We start from the raw sequence: 22,666 nt of genomic DNA, 5'->3' as shown, positions 1-22,666 counted from the left end.
CTTGTTGATGCTTGTCGAGATGAAGTAACGCTGTTACTCATTATTTATTAAATAAATTTATGGTGTTAGTTTATTGTCTCGATAGATTGAGTGGAAGAGAGAACGTAGTGATTTAGACGATTTGACAGTAATTTGCGCGATATGGATACATTGCTCATGCATCGTTAAACCTATACTTCAGTTCAACAAACGAACAGTGACATGGCGGAGAGACAGCATGAATCAGTATCAGGCGATTATTATCGGATTTGGCAAAGCGGGTAAAACGCTGGCGGCTACCCTGGCGAAAACGGGCTGGCGAGTGGCGATTGTTGAACAGTCAAACACCATGTATGGCGGGACATGTATCAATATCGGCTGCATTCCCACCAAAACCCTGGTACACGATGCTGAACTTCAGCATGACTTTGCTGCGGCGATGCAGCGTAAGGCCTCCGTTGTCAGCTTTCTGCGTGATAAAAACTTCCATAATCTTGCCGATCTGGAAAATGTAGATGTGATTGAAGGTCGTGCTGAATTCATTGATAACCATACGGTGCGGGTCGTGCAGCCAACAGGCGAGATTGAACTAAGCGGCGAAAAGATCTTTATTAATACCGGCGCACAGGCAACGATGCCAAACGTGGCAGGGTTAATGACTACACCGGGCGTGTTTGACAGCACCGGGTTGTTAAATTTGACGCAACGTCCGGAACGTTTGGGGATTTTGGGCGGCGGTTATATTGGTGTTGAATTCGCATCAATGTTTGCCGACTTTGGCAGTAAGGTCACCATTTATGAAGCCGCCCCACTGTTTTTAGCCCGCGAAGATCGGGATATTGCCGACGCTATCGCCAACATTTTACGCGACAAAGGGGTTGAGATTATCCTCAATGCCAGGGTGCAGGCGGTTTCGTCCCATGACGGCGCGGTGCAGGTGCAAATGCCGGAAGGCGTCCAGACTGTGGATGCGCTACTGGTGGCATCGGGTCGCAAACCGGCAACTGAAAATCTGCAGTTGCAGAAAGCGGGTGTGGATGTCAACGCGCGCGGTGCCATTGTAGTGAATAAATATCTGCGTACTTCGGCAGACAATATCTGGGCCATGGGCGATGTGACGGGGGGGTTACAATTCACCTATATCTCGCTGGATGACTTCCGTATTGTGCGCGACAACCTGTTAGGCGAGGGATTACGTAACACCGGCGATCGCCAAAACGTACCGTATTCTGTTTTTATGACGCCGCCGCTTTCCCGCGTGGGGATGACAGAAGAACAAGCTCGCGCCAGCGGCGCGGCGGTCCAGGTTGTCACCCTGCCTGTCGCGGCTATCCCGCGTGCACGGGTGATGAATGACACGCGTGGCGTACTTAAAGCGGTGGTAAATCGCGAAACGAAACAGATATTAGGCGTATCGCTGCTGTGCGTGGATTCTCATGAGATGATTAATATCATTAAAACCGTTATGGATGCTGGTTTACCTTACACGACATTGCGCGATCAAATATTTACTCATCCGAGTATGAGCGAATCACTAAACGATCTCTTCTCTCTTATAAAATAATAATATAGTCTGCATGATTGCCCCACCTGTGTGGGGCTTTTTTTTATCATATACAAAGAAATACTCATGAACAGTTATTCTGGCGTTATGGAGGAAATAAGATAAGCAACAATGTTTTATTCTATTACGAGTGAAATCACTTGTTAATGGAAATAGAAATGAACATGCTTAAAACTTCATTATTGTTGACTGCTTTACTGACTGCGCCGGTGACATTTTCTGCACTGGCACAACAGCCGGTCGAAGTAGCCCGCGTCAGCGTGTCGGCAATTGCCGCTGCACCTTCTGTTGTTGAACATGCAATCGCCAGACTGGCGCAGGAAAAGAAGGCAACTTCCTGGAAAATCACCTCAATGCGCATTGATAGCAGCACTCACGCAACCGCAATTTTGTACAAGTGAGGAGAGTCTGAATGGAAAAGTATCTGCGTTTACTCAGCAAGGGCGATAGAATTGGATTAACATTGATTCGCCTGAGTATTGCCATTGTTTTTATCTGGATTGGCTTATTGAAATTTGTACCTTACGAAGCCGATAGTATTACGCCATTTGTTGCCAATAGTCCGGTAATGTCATTTTTTTATGAACATCCAGAAGAATATAAGCAGCATTTAACCCACGAAGGTGAGTTTAAACCGCAGGAGCGGGAATGGCAGAAGGCGAATAACACCTATACGTTCTCCAATGGCTTGGGCGTAGTCGAAGTGCTGATCGCATTGCTGGTGCTGGCTAATCCTGTTAGCCGTTGGTTGGGATTAATTGGTGGCGTACTGGCATTTGCTACTCCGATTGTGACGTTATCATTTTTAATTACCACACCGGAAGCATGGGTGATGCCACTGGGCGATATGCACCACGGTTTTCCGTACTTGTCTGGAGCCGGGCGTCTGGTGTTGAAAGACACATTAATGCTGGCGGGAGCGGTGATGATCATCGCAGATTCATCGCGCTCAATTATTAAGCAAAAGTATTGAATTTTTAACGTTGTACCCTCTGTAAGACTGTAAGCCTCTATAGTTCGATTCGGTAATTACCGGGCCAGCAGGATGCTGGCCTTTTTTCTGCCCTAAGGTAAATTCATTTTACAGGTGAATTATAATTATTCACTTTTTCACAATAACTAGTCGGAGCTATATTCCTGGTTAATGATATAGTGCCGTAAGCATTTTCTCTTCTTCTTGCGATAGCACGCCAGTCCGCATACTGCGTGGTCCTTCCATCAAAACCCATTCATTTCCCTCTATTTTTTTTCTGTGTAGTTCTTGCTATTTGTTATCTCAAAATGACATCTCAAAAAAATTTATTATTCTCTTTTGTTATAGTTAGCCAACAACTTCATGTGGTTTTAGGCATGGCTTCAGCTAGAATTAACTTTGATTAAATGTTTTTACGTATCAATAAATGGCTAAAGATAGTTAAAAACTTAATTTTTAACCAACTGTTCGACATGGAATCCACTATGGTAATTAAGCACCAGGGGTGGATGCTGATCTTGCGTTTTGTGAGTAACCACAAGCGAGACATATCTTAAATATGGAAATAAGGGTTTTAGAATGAGCTTTGGATTAGCAAAGGACAACAAGTTTGAAATCATCGCTACCCTTCGTGAAGAGTTGCACAAGAAAACGAAACTGGAAGTTTTATGTGAAAACCATAGTGTTATCACGCAGTTAGAGAAGATTGATTTCGAGCGGTTTGTCATCTCCGGACACGAAGATATTGTTCCTGAAAAGGTCCAGTACTTTATCCTGCACAGTGAAAGTGGGATTGTAAAATTTAGTGCCAGATTCGAACAAACCTTATCAGCAGGTGCACAAGCAGGATTATCCTACTTCATCCCAGATATGATTTTCTTTGCCCAGCAGCGACAAAATCAGCGTTTTTCCTTCCTGAAGGGTTACGACTTTTTCTGTTTTGGTCGTTACAAAAACGGAGAAAACTACTCTCTGAAGATTAAAAACATCTCGCAGGGCGGTTGTGCATTAATTGTTAAAGATGTGAACTCCCGTTTTCTCTATAAAGATGCGGTGATTAAAAATGCCGCGCTGGATTTTGATACGTTTGGCAGTTTACAGCTGGATTTGAAAGTGATCGATGTCGTCATGATCAATGAATTTGATGAGGATAATCAATTGTATGCCTGTCATCAGATCTCATGTGAGTTCGATTTTAAAAATCGTCGTGAAGAGGCTGAGGTCGAAAAGATTATTATTAAATTTTTAATGAGTAACAAGATTTGATGCTGATAAGGAGCGATGAACAGGATGTTGATGTGTGGCAGTGATAATTTTGTGGGCAACGGTTTGTTCGCCTACCTGACAAGCAAACATGTACCGATACAAACATTCCAGTTTGAGGATATGTTGCATCAGTCATCATTATGCCAGCATCAAACCATGGTTTTTAATATCATTGATAACGAACAACCATGTTCAGCTATCGTGCAGTTTTTGAATAAAAACCGCTTCAAGTTTTATAATAATGTCGTGGTAATTATTGCTGATAGTTTGGTGGCGAAATTATGTGTAGAGTTATTATATGTTGAAAAAACGATAGTTTTGACGGAGAAATCTTCACTGCGCGATTTCGGTCAACTGGCGTCGTTAACGGCCGGGAAATGGAATCCCCGGCTGTATCGTTCACAGAAAAGATTAACCGAGAGAGAGCAGCAGATTCTGAATTTATTGGTAAACGGATATACCGCCAGAGAAATTTCAGAGTTAGTCAGCCTGAATTATAAAACTATCCAGGCGCATAAAATGAGGGTCGTCACCAAGCTGGGACTGACCAATACCTCGGAATTAAATAAATTAATTGTCAGATTTACCCATCGTATGTCTTTTTTACCCTAACCTGGCCATTCTATTCTGATGTAACACACCTAATAGTAGATACAATTCGGGAGTGATATTGACTGGTTTTTAATTTTTATGATTTGTTGAGGGAGAGAGGAATGTTTAATTCTAGTGAGGTGTTAACCGCGCTTGAAAAGGCATTGAATACCAGTCAGCTTTATATGGTTTATCAACCAATTTTTAATTTGCGTAATCAGCGTATTAGCGGGTTTGAAGCATTAATGCGTTGGAATAGCCCCCAGATGGGGATGATCTCTCCCGATGTTTTTATTACCTTGCTGGAAGACAGCGGCAATATCATGTCAATTGAAGATATGGTTACCCACACTCCCTGGGATGTGGCAACCCGTTGGCCAGAGCCCCTTGTATTGTCCGTCAATATTTCCGCGCTTGAGTTCTGCGATCCGCTGTTACCCCAACGCGTCAGAAAAAATCTTACTGTATGTGGTCTCCCGCCCCATCGATGCCAGATAGAGGTCACGGAAACGTCGCCGCTGTGCGACAGTCAGGTCGCGGCTAAAAATATGACGGAGCTGAAGGCGATAGGGGTCAAAATTGCCCTTGATGATTTTGGAACTGGCCACGCCAATCTTAACTATCTGTTGAAATATCCTTTTGATACCTTAAAAATTGATAAGGAATTTATCGCCGGCATTGAACCCGATACCCGCTCAACAAAGATTGTCGAGGGTATCATTTCACTGGCGCACAATTTTGGTATTGAAGTTCTTGCTGAAGGGGTGGAAACCCAGTCCGAACTGGACCGGCTGATGCAGATTGGTTGTGACAAAATTCAAGGCTTTTTCATTTCTCCCCCGGTGTTGGCAGAAGAGATCCCGTTACTCCTGACGCAGTATAATCCTTAATCTTCTCCCTCTCTGTTGTTCCCCTGAACCTCGATTGTTTCGCGTTGCCAGAGGGCTGCTCCCGCGCTTTTCCTGCCTATAAAATAAGTCCGTAGGCCTGATACGTTAAGCGCATCAGGTAGCTTTGTATCCGGGACAGGCAAAAAAAAGCCCCCTGTTAAACAGAGGGCTAGCGAGTTTATGTCAGCTTAGAACGATTTCTTAAAGCCAATTGATGCATTAACCGGTGCTTCAACCTGCGACTTACTGCCACCGTTACTAAATTGCGTACCCAGTTCTCCGTAAACCTGCAGGTTTCTGTCGATAGACCATGACAGACCGGCTGCAACTTCAGTGCTGGAGTACTGTTGTGAAGACTCAAGCGTGGTGGTGGCTACCGCATTGCTAAAGTGCGTTTTGTCTTTTGAACCCAGACCCTGCCAGACGTTGACCCTGCCGTAAGGCTGGAATTTGCCATGGTTGGTGTCATAGTCAGCGACCAGACGCACGCCCAGACGGGCGGTAAAGGAATCCGCGGTATCCATTTTCACTTTCGTTTGGGTCACACCATCAAGCCGCCCGTTATCAAAGTCGCTGTATTGATAGATCAACTGAGCCTGAGGTTCCAGACTCCATGCGCTGGCGCCTAAACGGAACGATTTACCCACTTCTGTTGACGCCGTCAGCGTGTTGCCTCTGACTGTATACGAGCCGTTGTTACCGGTCGCCGCCAGGCGGGATTTATGGTTACCGTATTGCAGGACGTTATCAACATACATCCCGTCGCCCGAGAACCAGGTGGCGTAGCCGCCGACATAAAACGCGTTGTCGTCGATGTTGCCGCCTTTGCCGTCGCTGCCTGTCTTCGTGCCTTTCACGTTGCTGTCGATATCAAGAATGCTGGTATACATCCCGGCTTTCCAGCTTTCGTTGGCATACATATCGACGCCAACCTGAATCCCCATGGTGTGGGAGCTGGTTTGCGTTCCAGCCGCATCATCCAGTTTGGTTTTACCGGAGTAGCCAATCATTCTTGCCCAGGCGCGATTGTCTTCATCAATACCCGGTTTAACCTCGTCCCCCATACGCTGGTGCATGTTGCCTAACAGGCTGATGTCGCCCTGACGAACGACGCTGGCGAGACCAGAATACAGCATAGTTTCTGGACGATATTCGCTTCTCAGATACCAGTTTTCACCCTGACCCTGAGCGTTACCCGCATGCAGTTGATACTCAAATGCGCCTGCTGCCATACGATCGGCGGCAAGATGGAAGGCGTCTCGTGACGTTTGTGCCGTAGTGGTTGCGCCATTGAGCGCGGTTACCACTTCGATACCATCACCAATAGTTGGTGCGCCGAGACCAGAACCATCGACATCCAATAGCGTACTACCGCTGGCTTTACCGCCATCGATAATCAGACGGTCGGCAATGCCTGCGCCGCTGCCATTTTGTGTGGCCGCCATGTTGATAGTCCCTTTTTCGCCGGTGTAATCCCCTTTGACGGTTAACGTTGTGCCAGTCTGCTGGCCGATGAGTGAAACATCGCCGCCGTTGCTCAGTCCCGCTACCGTCTGGTTGTAACCTTGCGTGTTGAGGGTAGTGTCAGCTACAACGTAGTGGTGTGATGCGCTACTCAGAGTGTTGGTATTACCCGCCTGCAGTACACCGTTGGCAATCAGCGTTGCGCCGCTGTAGCTGTTTTCACCATGCAACTCCGTAACACCGCTGCCGGTTTGATGCAGTTGGCCTTCGCCGCTGATATTACCGGTCAGCGCCAGGGTATCGCCACGATTGACGTTGAGTACGCCGTTATCAACGATATCCCCCTGAATGCTGCCGATATCACCGCCGTTACCCAGCTGTAAAACGCCTTGCTCGATGGTGGTGCCACCGGTGTAGGTGTTATCCAGCGTCAGGGTGAGGGAGCCTTTACCAGTTTTGGTCAACTGACCGTTACCTTCGACTTCCGTCAGCAGAGAAACGTTATGTCCGTTGGTGTCGAATGTCCCGCCGCCGGATTCCAGAGTCACCTGACGAGCGGTATCAAACGCTTCACCATATTTCAGCGTACCACCATTAAAGGTAATTCCCGTCTCTGGTGCGCCAAGGTTGGTATCACCCGCCACCTGCAGCGTACCTGAGGTGATGGTGGTTCCACCGCTGTAGGTGTTGTCACCAGTGAGGATGAGCGTACCGAGGTCGCCTTTATTCAGGCCGCCGGTACCGCGGATCACGCTGTCGATAGTCGCGGTGTAGTTAGCGCCGTCTACTGTGCCATCGCCGACGCGAATCAGCGTATTAGCCGTATCGGTGGTAATGGCTTCCCCGCCCACGCGATAACCATCGGTGGCGAACTGTGCGCCACTGATGATGACGTCGCCTTTGCTGTTATCGACGGTTACATTGCCCGCTTCACCCTGGAAGACGGCGAACGCGGCATCGGTAAACGGTGCATTCAGCGCGCCTTCTGGCGTTGATTCATCCGTTGTCCAGTTGTCATTACCCTGGCTGGATTGCCAGATACCGTCGCCGCCGTTGATGACGCCGTTGTTTTTCAGCTCGCCATTCTCACCGCCGGTGCCGTCCCAGAAGCGCAGCGTCAGCCCGGCATGGTTGACCAGGTTAACCTGGTTTTTAACCGAGGTTTGTACGTACAGGCTGTCCGCAGCTTCCGGCGCGTCGGCAATGTCCATCACATTGTTGGTTAGTGTGCCGGTGTAGTTGATGACTCGGTAAACACCAACGTCAAAGCTTCCGCCTGGAGAGGTCTGGATATTGAGCTTACCGTCGAGCGTCAGATCGCCATTCACATCTATCAGGTCATTGAAGGCTCCGCCTGGGGTATAGGCTTGACCAAACTGGTAATCAAGCTGTGCGTTATCGCTGAGCGTCAGTGAACCGGTAGTCAGTTTACCCACGCTGTTGATGGCCGCACCCGCGGTAATATGGCCGTCATCCAGTACATCAACCGCGCCGCCGATAATACCGTTCCCGCCGAGCGTTGCCCCAGATTTCACCGTCACCTGACCGGTCGCGGCAGACTGATTACCGTTGACCAGCAGTACGCCTTCATTGACGTCCGTGGTGCCGGTCCAGGTGTTATCGCCGGTCAGCGTTAACGTGCCGTCACCGATTTTCACCAGGCTGCCGTCGTTGCCGCTGATAATGCCGCTGATGGTGTCATCAAGGTGCAGATTACCCAGCGACAATTCTTTATTGCCCAGTTCGACATTCCCCGCGCCGGACAACGAGCCGATAGATGTTGCGCTGTCGACTGCGCTGATATCGACCTTGCCGCCCGCCAGGTTTTTAACGACGGTATTCTCTGCTAACGCCTGGTCCGCAAAGGTCATCAGTCCGCTGTTATTCACGCTAGCAGAACCACCGCTGGCGTTTTCTTCCAGCGCCAACGTACTGTCTTTTGACACGTTAACCGTCGCCTCGCCCGCGGTGGCATTATCGGTTAACAGCGCTTTCGCTGTGCCCGTCAGGTTCAGTTTTGCGCTCGCGGCGGTGACGTTATCCGCCAGTGTTAACAGGCTGTCGGCGATGTTCATGGTCAGGGATTTCAGGCTGGTCTCTGTTCCGCTGACATTGAGCGTTGCCCCGTTATTGACGTTCACGGTGCTGCTTTCATTGCTACCAAAGGCCCCGGTTTTGCTGACGTTGACCGTCACATTGTTGGCATTTCCGGTACCGGCAATTTCTGTGTCGCCTTTATAGCTGTTCGCGCGATTGAGCGACAGGGTACTGCCCGCATCGCTTGAGCTGCTGGTGACTTTCAGTTTACCGTCGCCGGTAATCTCACCGGTTGGCGTGAAGTTATGTGAATTGAGGTCAAACACCGCCGCGTTATCATTCGCGCCCAGCGCAATGGTGCGATTGCTGGTCAGGTCCGCACCCATCTGCAGCGTGGAGCCATTGTTGATAGCCAGGTCGGTTCCGCTCTGACCGAGGTTGCTGTCGGCGGAAATCTGCAACGTACCGCCATCAATGCGTGTGCCGCCGCGATACGCGTTATCACCGCTGAGGATCAGACGGCCAAGGTCGGTTTTCACCAGCGTCAGCTTGTCAGTCGTGCTGGCTTCGCGGATGACGGACTCAATGGTCGCGGTATAGTTTTGCCCCGCGCCACCCGCGCCAACGCGCAGCAGCAGTTCACCGGTTCCCGGCGTCTGGCCGGCGTGGGTCGCGTTTTCCGTGGTGGCATAAGCGTTAAGTGCGTCGCCTTTAACGACATAGCCATCGGCGTCAAACTGTGCCCCGGAGAAGTTAACTTCTCCTGCGGCGTTATCCACGGTAACGGTGCCACCTTTGGTGGTGAAGACGGCAAAGGACTTCTGCGCCCAAGGTGCGTTACCTTCGCCCGTTGCCGTGGTCCAGTTGTTATCACCCTGACTGCCGATCGCCATCCATTTGCCATCGCCACCGTCAATTTTGCTGTCGCCCTCAATGCCCGACGCGCCGTGGCTCTGACTTACCGTCGCCCCGTCCCAGAATTGCAGGGTAACGCCGTTGGCGTTCACCAGGTTGACCTGTTTGTCGATAGAGGTCTGGACAAAAATATTGCTCTTATCCTGACTGTCCGGTATTGCGCCCAGCTCCAGCGTCTGGTTATCCAGCGTACCGCCGTAATTATAGATACGGTACACGCCCGGTCCGAAGTTACCGCCTTGCGAAGTGGTAACATCCAGGGTCCCGTCCAGTTGCAGATCGCCTGCCACGTTCACCAGATCGTTTAGCGCACCGCCTGGCGTAAAGGCCTGCCCCAGTTCGAAAGCGGAGGTCGTTTTGCTGCCAAGCTGCAGATTACCGTTAACAGATAGCGTACCCGCACCGCCGTCACCGGCGCTGATGGTTGTGGCATCGTTCATCAGCACGTTACCGCCGATAATGCCCTTACCGCCAAGTGTGGACGTACCGCTGACGGTGGTGACGCCGCGCGCCGCGCTTTGATCGCCATTCACCAGCAACGTGCCGTTGGTAACGGTGGTGTTACCGGTATAGGTATTGTTACCGTTCAGACGGGTAATGCCGCCGCCGATTTGCTGTAGCGCGCCGATACCGGAGATCACACCGTTGAGCAGCACGGTGTTGGCGCGATTAATCGCCAACACGCCGTTGTCGATGATGTCAGAGACGGCGCTCACTTCGCCTTCATTTCCACCGTCACCTAACTGCAGCGTACCGGTTTGATCAATGGTGGTAGAGCCGGTGTAGCTATTGTTGGCGGTAAACACCGTGGTGCCGCCCGCCGCACGTTCAAATTTCCCGTCGCCGCTGATGATGCCGCGATAGATCTGTGCTGTTGAGGTATCCCCCTGAGTATCGAAGATAACCTTGCTGTCTGCGCCCTGGGTGGTGACATTGTAATCGCCAATGCTTGCGGCAGTGCTGGTTGGTTCGACGTGGTCGCCGGTACGCAGCGTGGCGCCATTGTTTACAGCAAGGGTTTCGCTCGCCAGATTCAGGTTTTCAACGATGCGTACATCTGCATTTGACCCGCTGATGGTCAGTGAATCCCAGCCGGTGCCAATGTTGGTACCGGTATTCAAGTTGTCGCTAGCCAGCGTACCAATCTTCGCATCTTTTGTATCAGTGAAGGTGAGGGCGTTGCCCGTTCCCGCTGCGGTAAGGATGTGGCGCGTTTTATCCAGCGTCACATTGCCGATGTTGGCTTTATTGTTACCGCCAGTACCCGCGAAATTCACTTCGCCAGCATAAGAGCCGCTACGCCAGTTGAAGGTATCCGTACCTTCACCGGTGTTGATTACGCCGCTGGTCACACCGCCGCTGATATCGATGGTGTCATTGCCTTTACCAGACTGAACTGCCACGGCCGAGTCGTTGATGGCCTGCAGGGTTCCCGTGTTGGTGATGGCTTTACTGCTGTCGCCGCTGGCGTCTATTACCGGTGAGGTGGTACTGGCAGAGATAATCTTGCCGCTGTTGGTCAATGTGCTAACGTTTTTCGCGATGATTGCTGAACCACCTGCGCTGTCATGCACGTTGATGTCGGCATTGGTGGTGATACGACCGTCCGTATTGGCGCGAATACCGCTGCCTTCGCTGTTTAGTACCTCAATGGTATAACCTTTGCCGATGGTTAGATTGCCCGTCACCGCGTCGCCATTGCGTTGTTCAAAGGCGAAGCCGGTACCTTTACCGTTGACGTTGAGGATGTTGTTCAGCCCATCGTTCATGGTCAGCGCCACGCTGGTGCGGATCCCTGGGCCATCGTTGGAGTCGATGGTGACATCACGCAGCGTGATATTGGTGTTGTTGGCATCGTTTTGAATACCGGCACCGGTACCATCAGCGCGGATCATCACGCTTTGCGCGGCCAGAGCGCCAGCGCCTTCGGCCAGGCGAATACCGTCAGCGGAGCCATCGGTGGTAATGCTGTCGCCAGTCATACCGTTAATCAGCAGGCTTGCCCCTTGGGTTAACAGAACGCCAGCGGTGCCATCATCAACCTGAATTTTGCCCAGCTTATTAATCTGCGCGCTGGAGCCTGAGGCGCGTACGCCGATGCCGTTGCTGACATGCAGGGCGAGGGAGGAGTTATTGGTTAAGCTACCGCCTTTTTGAACATCGACACCGATACTGTCGACGCTGGCCAGATCGATAATCGATTTGGTATCGAGGATCAGGTTGCCCAGATTCCTCGCCACATAGGCGATTACCTTGTTGCCGCTGGCTTCAGAGGTGATCTTCGCGTTTGAGGTCAGGGTCGTGCTCGTGGCATTGCCCTGCGTATTACCATTCAACTGATGCGCCTGACCATCCACAACCCCGGCAACGGTTCTTTCACCGGTTAAATTGATGGTGGTTTTATCGCTGATGGTCCCTTTCGCGCCGCCTTCGATAACCAGCGCCGCAGAGTCAGTACCCTTAACGGTGAACGTTGCTTCACCGGTATCTACGTTACTGCCTGCGCCGGTGGCGAGTACGCCCACGGAATTGTTACCGCTGAGAGTCAAATCCAGGTTGGAGGTGGACTGATCTTTCGGGTTAGTGGTATTACCGGCCAGCAATGCGCCATTGGCGATACGGAAAATGGTGGTGCGATCCTGACCGTTGTCATTCATCACCGCCTGACCAATATTGGCGGTCGCGCCCTTACCATACAGGTAATAACCAATCTGATCGGTGCTGTTAAATGAGGGGCTACTTAAGCTGTCAACGTTAGCGATGGCGTTATCACGCACGTGGACGCCGATGTTACCGGCTTTATCCAGCGTAATATTGGAATAGACGTTAACCACTGCCTGACCGTTGGCGTCACCTTCCGCCCAGATGGCGTAGTTACGGTTACCGACGCCGCCTTCACCGTCCACCACGATAGCGCCTGCAGCGCTGGTGGTGACTTCGGCATTTTTGTTATTGGCGCTAACGTGGATCCCTACGTTGTTGGTGCCATTCACGTTAATCTTGCCGTCGTTACGGATTTCCTGATTATTTTCTGCGCCGCTGTCGTGTACGGAGATGCCGTAGTTTTTACTGCTGCCCCCTTTAGAACCGCCATTGATCACGATATTGCCGGTATTGAGGACGTTGCCCGTGGCATTTCCGACCAAAATCCCCGCGGCGTTACGGACGCCGGTTCCCAGCGTGATAAGGCCGTTGTTAATCACCTCTTTGGTGCTCTTGATCATAATACCGGCGCTCAGGCTGGAACCGCCTGCCATGGTGACATCTTTAGACGGATCGCTTGCGTCGCGACCAAGATAAATAGAGGCATTCTGAGCGTTGGTAAAGGTGGCATTCCCGGCGACTTCTACGCCATAAGCGGTGCCGCTGGCAAAGGATGTACCGCTTTTACGTCCGTCTACGACGTTAATATCGCCGTTGTTGACCCCTTGTGCATCGTCAGACAATTGCATACCAATCGCCAGCGTCAGCGAAGAAGCGGGGACGTTTTTGCTCCAGGGATCGGCTGCCGAAGCGGTACCAAAGTTATCGGTGGTGATCGCCTGGTTGATGATGCCGTTGTTAGCGATCTGGCTGGTGCCTTGACCTTGCATACCAAATGCGCCATAGCTGTTGACGTTTTGGTTGCCGTCTTTATCGATAAACAGCCCGGAGTTGATCATCCCGTTGTTGGTTGCCGTCGCGTCTTTTGCCAGCATGCCAATCGCCAGGCTCTGCCCGGTAGACGTTCGTAATGCGTTCAGTTCGCCAAAGTTTGTGATAACCCCGCTATCAACGGCTTTCATGACGCCATTAATACTGCCGTCAACGGCAAGAATCGCATCTTTGTTCAGGGTGCCGGAGGTGCCTGCGCCGTTGGCGTAAATAGCATGCAGCTCACCGCGGTCAGCGGTCGCGTTATTGGCATGCGATAAGCCGTCTGTCCAGACGTCGTAATCCCAACTGAGCACGTCTGAGGGCTTGCTGGAATTGATCAGACCATCAATCAGCTCGGCATACTTCGTTTGTGCTGCGGTGACGGTAGTGACTTCATTCGCTTCCAGCCACAGCTGGATTTGGCTGACTTTTTCGCCTTCCGGGTTTTCCGCCGCGTCGCTGCTATTGCCCAACAGCCAGTCGTTAAATTCGGCCAACTCCTGCGTGTTGGTGATGTTAAATGTGCGCTCACCCGTTTCGACGACTTTGCCGTCCGTATCATAGCCGTAGGTCATGAGCGTGACATCATCGCCAAACACGGAGGTTTGCGCTGAGCCGGCGAAGGTTTTTTCAGGAATAACCGGGGCGGCGTTAAATTTTATAAAGTTATCGGATTGCCAGTAAACCTGGCTACCCGCGTCCTGAGCCTCCAGTAAGGAGGAGTCTTTGGCCAGTAATTCGATGGTATTGGCTTTGGCGCGTACATTGAGCGTGTCGTCGCCAATATTCAGATTGGCCGTGGAGCCGTTTGTCGCCAGCGCGATGCCAAATTGTTTGTAGATTTTAGACTGCGTCGGATCGTAAGTGTTTAATGCCGAATCGCCAATCTGTGATTCGGTAAGAAAGTTACTTAACGCATTGGTATCAAAGACTTTAATAGTTGTTTTTTCGCCGGGGAACGCCGGGTCGTTAATCTCAAATTCTGTGCTCTGCGAAGGCGTTGATGATTGGTTATAAGTCAGGTATTCCGCCAGTTCCTCGGCAGTAGTAATCGTTTTTACGCCCTGGGCAGGGCTGGTGGCCTGCAGGGTGATTTTGCCGGTTTGCAGTAGCTCTCTGATGGTCGTTGATTCAACAACGCCACTTTGACCCGGACTGATGGTTGGGATCGCGCCGCTGATATTGAGTGCCTCACCAGCAGTGATATCTTCATATAAAAATCCGTAGTCGTGGACACCCTCATAATCCCCAACAGAAATACCTGTCTGGTAGTCGGCGAAGATATTATGTCCACCGATATCGATAATCGGAGTTGCTGAAGCTTGCATTGAAGCGGCGCTTAATGCGCCGGCCGCCAGTACGGCGACAGTTTTACGTGAGCTGCTTTTTTTCTTTCCTTTGGTTAATTCGGAAACGACCACCCAGATACCGAGCGCCGCGTTCCAAATAATGCTGTAAACTTTGTTCATATATAACCCTCGTCTACATTCCTGTTATGTGTATTGTTAATACATTGAGTTGTTGGCTATGGTTGGCACGCGGATGTGCTACCCGGTAATAGATTTTTGGAAATAGGATTCCCTTCCGTGCGATGCGGAATTAAAAAGTGAGCCGAAAGAAAATCTTTTAAATAATAACCGTGATAATTGTCCTTAAATAAGTCAGTTACGGCTGGCTATAGTGAGAAATGGTGTACTTGAGCCGGGTGTTATTTTTCCCGAGTTTTCTGGCAATGTTGCTTTTGTACGCCCCGATGGTTTTTTCACTTTTTTGTGATGCCCCAGCGATTTGAGTCAATGACCAACCCCGGGCAAGCATCATCATTACGTTAAATTCGTTTGCTGTGATTTTGTTATTTATTTCTTTGATATTAATTGGTTTTTTGTTTTGTGATATGCACGTCACGGCATGCAGTAACCGATCAAGGCTGGCGTCTTGATCGAGGAACAGCATGTTCCTCCCGCAAACGGTTTGAAAAATAGAAAAAGTAGCTTCATCTGCCAAAACAATAATTTTTGTGGCAGGGCGTAAAGCCATGTTGCGGATAATCCTGGCATATTTTAAAAAATCTGAGTTGTCAGGATTAATAATGATGCAATCCATTTCATAAGGGATTATGTTGACGGCAGAAAGCGTCTGAGAGGAGTAGTACGCGATATCAATATATAATGATGAACCACGTAGGATTTCACGCATGCCTAGCCAGGGATAAATTGATTCACCCAAAAAAATAGCCTTAGACATAACGATCTCCTTGAAATTTTGGTGCAGGCGGTCGCCTCTTTTTTTAGTCTAAAAAAAGAGTTTCTTGCGACGCATGAAATGTTAATTAAATCTCGTATGACGTTCTTTGGTGTGAACGCATCCTTATTTATTGCAGATTCAACAGATATTTTCTGTATTAATTTGAATCATTAACTATTCTTAAAGTAGATATTACACTTTGTTAAAATTTAAGATAAATCGTTTATTTCAGCTCTGAGTAAATGATTGATAGATTTCGCTTATGGATCACGCGAATAATGTTTCAGCCATTTCTATAAAGACAGGGTATTCCTATTTATACTGGAGGGGATTTATATGAAAAATCTTATATTTCAAACAGATAACCATTCTTCTTAATGGGACTATTGGCAGGTAGGAGAATTCTTAATCAAGGCCAGGATAAAGAGAGAGGGAGAGCGGCGGGAGAGAGAAATATTGTCTTATTTGCAGTTATCGACCTAAAATTCGAGCATTTAAGGTGATAACTCTGACCTATCTTAATAACTAAGCATTTTGTGCTATTTTTATCATTTAGTGCTTAATCTTCAAATCTCGCTTGAAGATGTTATATTTTCTGCTTGCTATCGCTGATAGCGCTTAGCCCGCCAACAGCTCCTGCTCAACCTGTTGCACCTGTTGTTCCAGCGTATTGCGGATTTCAGTAAGCGCCCGTTGTTGATCGGAGAAGTAAGCCTCTTTATCCGTCACGGAAGTGGCAAGGCGCCAGGCGTTCTCAGCTTCCAGTTCGGTAATCTCTTTGAGCAGTGCGTTAATTTGTTCTCTGAGCTGCTGTATTTTGCTGCGTAAATGCTGCAGATCGTTCAATCGGTCACTCGCCATCATCGGTTCGAGGCCGCTTTGCAATTGAGTCAGTAGCGCCCGAACGGCAGCAAGGTCGGCATTCTGGCGCGCCTGGTTAAGCTGCACCATCATCTGATGCGCTTTCTCTTTCAGATCGTCCGCCACCACGTCCGGATGACAAAGACGGCTGGCCTGACGCCACAGGCGTTTTAACTCATTACGCTCTTCAGAAGAAAGTCGTTGGTCCCGGCTAAAACGATGTTGCGCATCCTGCTGCTGCTCCTGATATTCATTATATTCATGGCTGGCTTCTTCCTGTGCCTGACGGGCTGCGCTGTCGTCCTGGCGAGAAAAGTCGTTTTCCAGCTCACGAATCTCCGCCAGCAGGGCGGTAATAAGCTCCGTTTGTTGCTGAATTCGTTGACGTGTTTCCACCGATTCGCGCGAATCTGAATTCTGGTTCATCCAGAGCTGCTTAAGCCTGGCCAGTTGATCAACTGCCTGGGAAATATAGTGCTGGCAGGATTGATAGTCTTGTTCCCGGCGTTTTCGCTCCGCTTCCTGTTTGCGCTGGGCGCTGGCGGCGAGCTGTTTACGCAACTCGAGGATCCGGCTCATCAGAGGCCCAAGGCGAAGATGATACAGATCGTTGAAATCATCGAGGATTTGAATGCGCGTGTTGCGCTTATCGATCAGGTCACGCAGCTGTGTTTCGAGCGCTTTTAGTTCCAGTTTACTGGCGGCAATGGCAGGATCCTGCCACGTTGAAACTGCCCGTTGAGATTGCAGCCAGGCCGTGATTTCACGTAGGGCATCACTAAAGCGCCGTGCTTCGAGCGCCTGAACGATGGCGCCTGGCAAGACTGACATAGGCTCATTTTTCAGATGATCTACCTGCTGGAAAATAATCTCCTCATCTTCCAGTTCAATAGCGCTTTTGACGATTTCCAGTCGTTTGATGATCTTATTCATGACAGTCGTTGCCTGGCCTGGCTCAAAAACGAGTGGCTGAAACACAGCGGGTTCACCCGTTTGAAAATGTTAGAAAAACAGTAAAGCGCATTCTGTGGCCTGCGATGCCTTTTCGTCCAGAATAATTCACTGTAATTATGAACAAACGCAATGCCACGGGCACAGCGGGTCCTTATTGCGCCTTGCGACAACCAGGTTGAAATGTTAAAAGAAGCCCCTTCAATAAAAACGACACAGGGGAAGGGCGTGAAAAACGCGTCAACTGCATCTGACACCAGCGTGTCTGATGCCGCGTCAACGAATGAGCCGACGCTTCAGCGGGGGTTGCAAAACCGCCATATTCAATTAATTGCGCTGGGCGGCGCAATTGGTACCGGCCTGTTTTTGGGCATTGGCCCGGCTATTCAGATGGCGGGACCTGCGGTGTTACTGGGTTACGGCGTTGCCGGGATCATCGCTTTTTTGATTATGCGTCAACTGGGCGAAATGGTGGTGGAAGAACCCGTTTCCGGATCGTTTGCCCATTTTGCCTATAAATACTGGGGACCGTTCGCGGGGTTTCTGTCCGGCTGGAACTACTGGGTGATGTTTGTGCTGGTTGGCATGGCGGAACTGACCGCGGCTGGGATCTACATGCAGTACTGGCTGCCCGATGTCCCGACCTGGATTTGGGCCGCGGCATTCTTCGTGATCATCAACGCGGTTAACCTGGTCAACGTACGTCTGTATGGCGAAACGGAATTCTGGTTTGCGCTGATTAAAGTGCTGGCCATTATCGGCATGATTGGTTTTGGCCTGTGGATGCTGTTTTCCGGTCACGGCGGGGAACATGCAAGCATTGATAACCTGTGGCGTTACAACGGCTTTTTTGCCACCGGCTGGAACGGGTTGATCCTGTCGCTGGCGGTGATTATGTTCTCCTTTGGCGGACTTGAGCTTATCGGGATTACTGCCGCAGAAGCGCAGGATCCGCAGAAAAGCATTCCAAAGGCGGTAAACCAGGTGGTGTACCGTATTCTGCTGTTTTACATCGGTTCTCTGGTGGTGCTGCTGGCGCTGTACCCGTGGGTGGAGGTGAAATCCAACAGCAGCCCGTTTGTGATGATCTTCCATAATCTTGATAGCAACGTGGTGGCTTCAGCGCTGAACTTTGTCATTCTGGTGGCTTCGCTGTCGGTATATAACAGTGGCGTCTACTCTAACAGCCGTATGCTGTTTGGTCTCTCTGTCCAGGGGAACGCGCCGAAGTTCTTAACCCGCGTCAGCCGTCGCGGCGTACCGGTGAATTCACTGATCCTCTCCGGTGCTATTACGTCTCTGGTCGTACTGATCAACTATGTCCTGCCACAAAAGGCCTTTAGCCTGCTGATGGCGCTGGTTGTGGCGACGCTGCTGTTGAACTGGATTATGATCTGCCTGGCCCATCTGCGATTCCGGGCGGCGATGCGTCGTAAGGGACGTGAGACGCAGTTCAAAGCGCTGCTGTACCCGGCAGGGAACTACCTGTGTATTGCTTTCCTTGGCATGATTCTGGTGCTGATGTGTACGATGGACGATATGCGCCTGTCAGCTATTCTCCTGCCGGTGTGGATCCTGTTCCTGTTCGTTGCCTTCAAACTGCTGTGTCGTAAGTCCCGCTAAGTTTCTACCGCTCCCATCGTCAGGATGGGAGCGGATCTTCTCTCAATGTTTATCGTGACCGCTCTCGCAATTTTGCCTTTGCTGGCAGGATCTTTATTTTGTAATCGATTACTTTTCTATTGAATCTATTTTGTAATCGATTACTTTTTAAAGGTGAGGCAAAAAATGGTGTCAACAACCGAAAGTAGTGGAAAACAGAGCGTACAGTACCGGCTGCTGGTACCCCGGCTGTCGCTAATGATGTTCTTACAGTTCTTTATCTGGGGAAGTTGGTCTGTCACGCTGGGGCTGGTGATGAGCCAGCACAACATGTCGCTGCTGATTGGCGATGCGTTTTCAGCCGGGCCCATTGCCTCTATTCTGTCGCCGTTCGTCTTAGGGATGCTGGTAGACCGCTTCTTTGCCTCGCAAAAGGTGATGGCGGTGATGCACCTTGCAGGCGCGGCGATCCTCTGGTTTGTTCCGCAGGCATTGGTGGCGCAAAACGGTGCGCTGTTGATTGGTCTGCTGTTTGGCTACACATTATGCTACATGCCAACGCTGGCGCTTACCAACAACATTGCTTTTCATAGCCTGTCGGATAAAGACAAAACTTTCCCGGTGGTGCGGGTGTTTGGCACCATTGGCTGGATTGTCGCGGGGATTTTTATCGGCGTAACCGGAATCTCGGATACTACCGGAATCTTTACGCTGGCGGCGGTTATTTCTGTGATTCTGGCGCTCTACAGCCTGACGTTGCCCAACACGCCCGCACCGGCGAAAGGACTGCCGGTAAAAGTGCGCGATCTGTTTTGTGCGGATGCTTTCGCCTTACTCAAGGTTCGTCACTTTTTTGTCTTCTCGCTCTGCGCGACGCTTATTTCTGTACCGTTGGGAACCTATTACGCATATACCGCGTCGTTTCTGGCTGATGCGGGCGTTGGCGATGTCAGTACGGCGATGTCGTTTGGTCAGATGTCTGAAATTTTCTTCATGCTGGTGATCCCGTTCCTGTTCAGGCGTCTGGGCGTGAAATACATGTTGTTAATCGGGATGTGCGCCTGGTTTGTGCGCTACGCATTCTTTGCCCTCGGCATCAGCGAAGAGGGCCGATTCCTGCTGTATCTCGGCATTCTGCTGCACGGCGTGTGCTACGACTTCTTCTTCGTGGTCGGCTTTATTTACACCGATCGTATCGCCGGGGAGAAAGTTAAAGGTCAGGCGCAAAGCATGATCGTTATGTTTACCTATGGGATCGGTATGCTGCTTGGTTCGCAAATTTCAGGCGCACTTTACAACCGTCTGGTGGCGGGGCAAACGGTGCCTCAGGCGTGGACCACATTCTGGTGGATCCCGGCAGTGGCTGCCGCAGTGATTGCCGTGATTTTCCTTTTCTCTTTCAAGTATGACGACAAAGAGCAGGCGTAATTTTCAGGAGGGGTTATGAAAACCATCAAGGGGCCTGGCATTTTTCTGGCGCAATTTATCGGGGATCGCCCCCCATTTAACACCCTGGAAGGCGTGGCAAAATGGGCGGCGGAGCTGGGCTATAAGGCATTACAAATCCCGTGTAATCACAAGTCTTTGTTTGATGTCGAACAAGCAGCCAGAAGTCAGGCCTATTGTGATGATATTCGTGGGATGCTGGCCGGGCATGGGCTGGTGATTAGCGAACTATCTACCCATCTTGAAGGCCAACTGGTTGCCGTCCATCCGGCTTACGATGACGCTTTTGACGGATTTGCTCCGCCATCTGTACGCGCTAATCCGCAGGCCAGGCAGGCGTGGGCCATCGAAACCCTCCACCAGGCCGCTGCGGCTTCGCAAAGGCTGGGGCTGACGGCGCATGCTACGTTTTCAGGTTCGCTCGCCTGGCCCTTCTTTTATCCGTGGCCACCGCATAACCGTCAGCGCTTTGAAGAGGCTTTTCTGGAGCTGGCGCGCCGCTGGAGGCCCATTCTCGATCGCTTTGATCATCATGGGGTGGATGTTTGCTTTGAAATCCATCCCGGTGAAGATCTGCACGATGGCGTAACGTTTGAGCGCTTTCTGGCGCTGGTTAATCATCATCCTCGCTGCAACATTCTCTATGACCCGAGCCATCTGTTATTGCAGCAGATGGATTACCTTGGGTTTATCGATGTTTACCACTCGCGCATTAAAGCGTTTCACGTCAAGGACGCTGAGTACCACGCCAGTAGCCGCAGTGGTGTCTATGGCGGTTATCAGCCGTGGCTCGATCGCGCTGGGCGTTTCCGTTCCCTGGGGGACGGTCAGGTCGATTTCAAAACCATCTTCAGCAAGCTCACGCAATATGATTTCCCTGGCTGGGCGGTACTGGAATGGGAGTGTTGCCTGAAAGACGCGCAAACCGGGGCGCGTGAGGGGAGTGATTTTATACGCCGCCATATTATTCCGGTTTCTTCACGCGCATTTGATGATTTCGCCGCTGGCGATGAGGTACGCAAATGATACAGGTTGGCATTATTGGCAGCGGTTTTATTGGGCCTGCACATATCGAGGCGTTGCGTCGACTCGGCGGTGTGAACGTGGTGGCGCTCTGCGATAGCTCGCTGGCGGTTGCCCAGGAACGTGCAGATGCTCTTCATATTCCTCACGCGTACGGCAGCGTTGAGGCGATGCTGGCGCATCCCGGACTGCAGGTGGTGCATAACTGTACGCCGAATCATCTGCATGCCGACATCAATCGGCAGATTTTACGCGCGGGTCTGCACGTGTTTTCAGAAAAGCCGCTGTGTATGACGCCTGATGAGGCTCGTGAACTGGAAACGCTGGCGGAGCAGGGAGGAGTGGTGCACGGGGTGAGCTTTGTCTATCGTCAGTTTGCGATGGTACAACAGGCTGCCAGCATGGTCAGGCGCGGTAGCGTAGGGCGTCTGTTTGCTGTCCAGGGGAGCTATTTGCAGGACTGGATGCTGCTGGAAACTGACTACAACTGGCGGGTCGATGCCAAACAAGGCGGCAACTCACGGGCGGTAGCGGATATCGGTTCCCACTGGTGTGACACGGTGCAATTCGTCACTGGAAAACGTATTGTCGAGGTGATGGCCGATCTGGCTATCGTCTGGCCGGTACGAAAAGCCAGCATCGCCAGTAACGCTACGTTTGGCCAGCAAACGGCTGACCTGCAATTTGAGAATAAAGCGGTGACGACGGAAGATTGTGGATCGGTGCTGGTACGTTTTGACGATGGTAGCAAAGGCTGCTTTAGCGTTTCACAGGTGAGTGCCGGGCGCAAGAATCACCTGAGCTTTGAAATTAACGGTAGCCAGAGTTCACTGCACTGGGATCAGGAAACGCCGCAACAGCTTTGGATCGGGCACCGTCAGCAGGCGAACCAGATCCTGACGGATGACCCAGGATTGATGAATGCGGATGTTGCTGCCAGTGCGCACTTTCCGGGTGGGCATATTGAGGGCTGGCCGGATGCGTTCAAGAATATGATGCAGCAGTTCTATCAGGCGGTGCAGGCAGGCAAAATGCCCGCGACGGCGGAGCGTCGATTTGCGTCATTTTCTGATGGTGCGGATGTGATGTATATCATTGATGCGATTATAAAAAGCCATCAGCAGCAGCGCTGGGTATCAGTGCAGCGCTAAACACGCACCCGGTTCGCCGGGCAGTGATTTTATGGTAGCCTCAACGTAAAGCCTAAACCGCAGGACTTGTCGT

General features: G+C 50.7%; 13 protein-coding genes. 10 read left to right on the top strand and 3 right to left on the bottom strand.

Annotation, left to right across the window (positions count from 1 at the left end; all coding sequences use genetic code 11):
* Positions 1 to 217: 217 nt before the first annotated feature.
* The 6 genes from rclA to HV237_RS17470 all read left to right on the top strand — a co-directional run bounded on the left by rclA (position 218) and on the right by HV237_RS17470 (position 5,263).
* On the top strand, positions 218 to 1,543 hold the full coding sequence (gene rclA / locus HV237_RS17495) for a reactive chlorine resistance oxidoreductase RclA (RefSeq protein WP_047358050.1): 1,326 nt from the start codon (positions 218 to 220) through the stop codon (positions 1,541 to 1,543).
* Between the two features lie 164 nt (positions 1,544 to 1,707).
* On the top strand, positions 1,708 to 1,944 hold the full coding sequence (gene rclB / locus HV237_RS17490; RefSeq protein WP_029139445.1) for a reactive chlorine resistance periplasmic protein RclB: 237 nt from the start codon (positions 1,708 to 1,710) through the stop codon (positions 1,942 to 1,944).
* A gap of 11 nt (positions 1,945 to 1,955) precedes the next feature.
* A complete protein-coding gene (gene rclC / locus HV237_RS17485; protein WP_047358051.1) occupies positions 1,956 to 2,516 on the top strand; it encodes a reactive chlorine resistance membrane protein RclC in 561 nt (186 codons plus the stop codon).
* Between the two features lie 579 nt (positions 2,517 to 3,095).
* On the top strand, positions 3,096 to 3,782 hold the full coding sequence (locus tag HV237_RS17480) for a PilZ domain-containing protein (RefSeq protein ID WP_016152158.1): 687 nt from the start codon (positions 3,096 to 3,098) through the stop codon (positions 3,780 to 3,782).
* A 24-nt stretch (positions 3,783 to 3,806) separates the two neighbouring features.
* Positions 3,807 to 4,394 carry a helix-turn-helix transcriptional regulator gene (locus HV237_RS17475; protein WP_046275132.1) on the top strand — a complete coding sequence of 196 codons (588 nt, stop codon included), beginning with the start codon at positions 3,807 to 3,809 and terminating at the stop codon, positions 4,392 to 4,394.
* A 101-nt stretch (positions 4,395 to 4,495) separates the two neighbouring features.
* Positions 4,496 to 5,263, top strand: coding sequence for an EAL domain-containing protein (locus tag HV237_RS17470; protein ID WP_016152160.1), 768 nt, complete (start codon positions 4,496 to 4,498; stop codon positions 5,261 to 5,263).
* A 188-nt stretch (positions 5,264 to 5,451) separates the two neighbouring features.
* On the opposite strand, the gene HV237_RS17465 is transcribed toward HV237_RS17470, so the two are convergent.
* The 3 genes from HV237_RS17465 to HV237_RS17455 form a co-directional block, all read right to left on the bottom strand.
* Entirely contained in the window at positions 5,452 to 14,784 is a 9,333-nt protein-coding gene (locus HV237_RS17465) for an autotransporter outer membrane beta-barrel domain-containing protein (RefSeq protein WP_047358052.1), read from the bottom strand.
* 196 nt (positions 14,785 to 14,980) lie between these two features.
* Positions 14,981 to 15,559 (bottom strand): LuxR C-terminal-related transcriptional regulator, encoded by a 579-nt coding sequence (locus HV237_RS17460; RefSeq protein ID WP_047358053.1) that lies wholly within the window; start codon positions 15,557 to 15,559, stop codon positions 14,981 to 14,983.
* Positions 15,560 to 16,177: 618 nt separating this feature from the next.
* Complete coding sequence (locus HV237_RS17455; RefSeq protein WP_047358054.1) at positions 16,178 to 17,353, bottom strand: DNA repair protein; 1,176 nt, start codon at positions 17,351 to 17,353, stop codon at positions 16,178 to 16,180.
* A 246-nt stretch (positions 17,354 to 17,599) separates the two neighbouring features.
* Here HV237_RS17455 and pheP point away from each other — a divergent pair, with 246 nt between their 5' ends.
* The 4 genes from pheP (at position 17,600) to HV237_RS17435 (ending at position 22,593) form a co-directional block, all read left to right on the top strand.
* Complete coding sequence (pheP, locus tag HV237_RS17450) at positions 17,600 to 18,994, top strand: phenylalanine transporter (protein WP_135107957.1); 1,395 nt, start codon at positions 17,600 to 17,602, stop codon at positions 18,992 to 18,994.
* Positions 18,995 to 19,159: 165 nt separating this feature from the next.
* A complete protein-coding gene (locus tag HV237_RS17445) occupies positions 19,160 to 20,401 on the top strand; it encodes an MFS transporter (RefSeq protein ID WP_047358056.1) in 1,242 nt (413 codons plus the stop codon).
* 15 nt (positions 20,402 to 20,416) lie between these two features.
* A complete protein-coding gene (locus HV237_RS17440) occupies positions 20,417 to 21,445 on the top strand; it encodes a sugar phosphate isomerase/epimerase family protein (RefSeq protein WP_047358057.1) in 1,029 nt (342 codons plus the stop codon).
* Positions 21,442 to 22,593, top strand: coding sequence for a Gfo/Idh/MocA family oxidoreductase (locus tag HV237_RS17435; RefSeq protein ID WP_047358058.1), 1,152 nt, complete (start codon positions 21,442 to 21,444; stop codon positions 22,591 to 22,593). Before HV237_RS17440 ends, HV237_RS17435 begins: the two co-directional genes overlap by 4 nt.
* Positions 22,594 to 22,666 lie beyond the last annotated feature (73 nt).

The sequence above is a fragment of the Citrobacter sp. RHBSTW-00570 genome, from assembly GCF_013739755.1.
Classification (GTDB): Bacteria; Pseudomonadota; Gammaproteobacteria; order Enterobacterales; family Enterobacteriaceae; genus Citrobacter; species Citrobacter braakii.
Note: the sequence above shows the minus strand (reverse complement) of the source record. Positions and strands in the feature narration are given on the sequence as shown.

Coding starts and splice junctions, on each gene's coding strand:
- rclA (WP_047358050.1), top strand. CDS start 218: ATGAATCAGTATCAGGCGATTATTATCGGATTTGGCAAAGCGGGTAAA.
- rclB (WP_029139445.1), top strand. CDS start 1,708: ATGCTTAAAACTTCATTATTGTTGACTGCTTTACTGACTGCGCCGGTG.
- rclC (WP_047358051.1), top strand. CDS start 1,956: ATGGAAAAGTATCTGCGTTTACTCAGCAAGGGCGATAGAATTGGATTA.
- HV237_RS17480 (WP_016152158.1), top strand. CDS start 3,096: ATGAGCTTTGGATTAGCAAAGGACAACAAGTTTGAAATCATCGCTACC.
- HV237_RS17475 (WP_046275132.1), top strand. CDS start 3,807: ATGTTGATGTGTGGCAGTGATAATTTTGTGGGCAACGGTTTGTTCGCC.
- HV237_RS17470 (WP_016152160.1), top strand. CDS start 4,496: ATGTTTAATTCTAGTGAGGTGTTAACCGCGCTTGAAAAGGCATTGAAT.
- HV237_RS17465 (WP_047358052.1), bottom strand. CDS start 14,784: ATGAACAAAGTTTACAGCATTATTTGGAACGCGGCGCTCGGTATCTGG.
- HV237_RS17460 (WP_047358053.1), bottom strand. CDS start 15,559: ATGTCTAAGGCTATTTTTTTGGGTGAATCAATTTATCCCTGGCTAGGC.
- HV237_RS17455 (WP_047358054.1), bottom strand. CDS start 17,353: ATGAATAAGATCATCAAACGACTGGAAATCGTCAAAAGCGCTATTGAA.
- HV237_RS17445 (WP_047358056.1), top strand. CDS start 19,160: ATGGTGTCAACAACCGAAAGTAGTGGAAAACAGAGCGTACAGTACCGG.
- HV237_RS17440 (WP_047358057.1), top strand. CDS start 20,417: ATGAAAACCATCAAGGGGCCTGGCATTTTTCTGGCGCAATTTATCGGG.
- HV237_RS17435 (WP_047358058.1), top strand. CDS start 21,442: ATGATACAGGTTGGCATTATTGGCAGCGGTTTTATTGGGCCTGCACAT.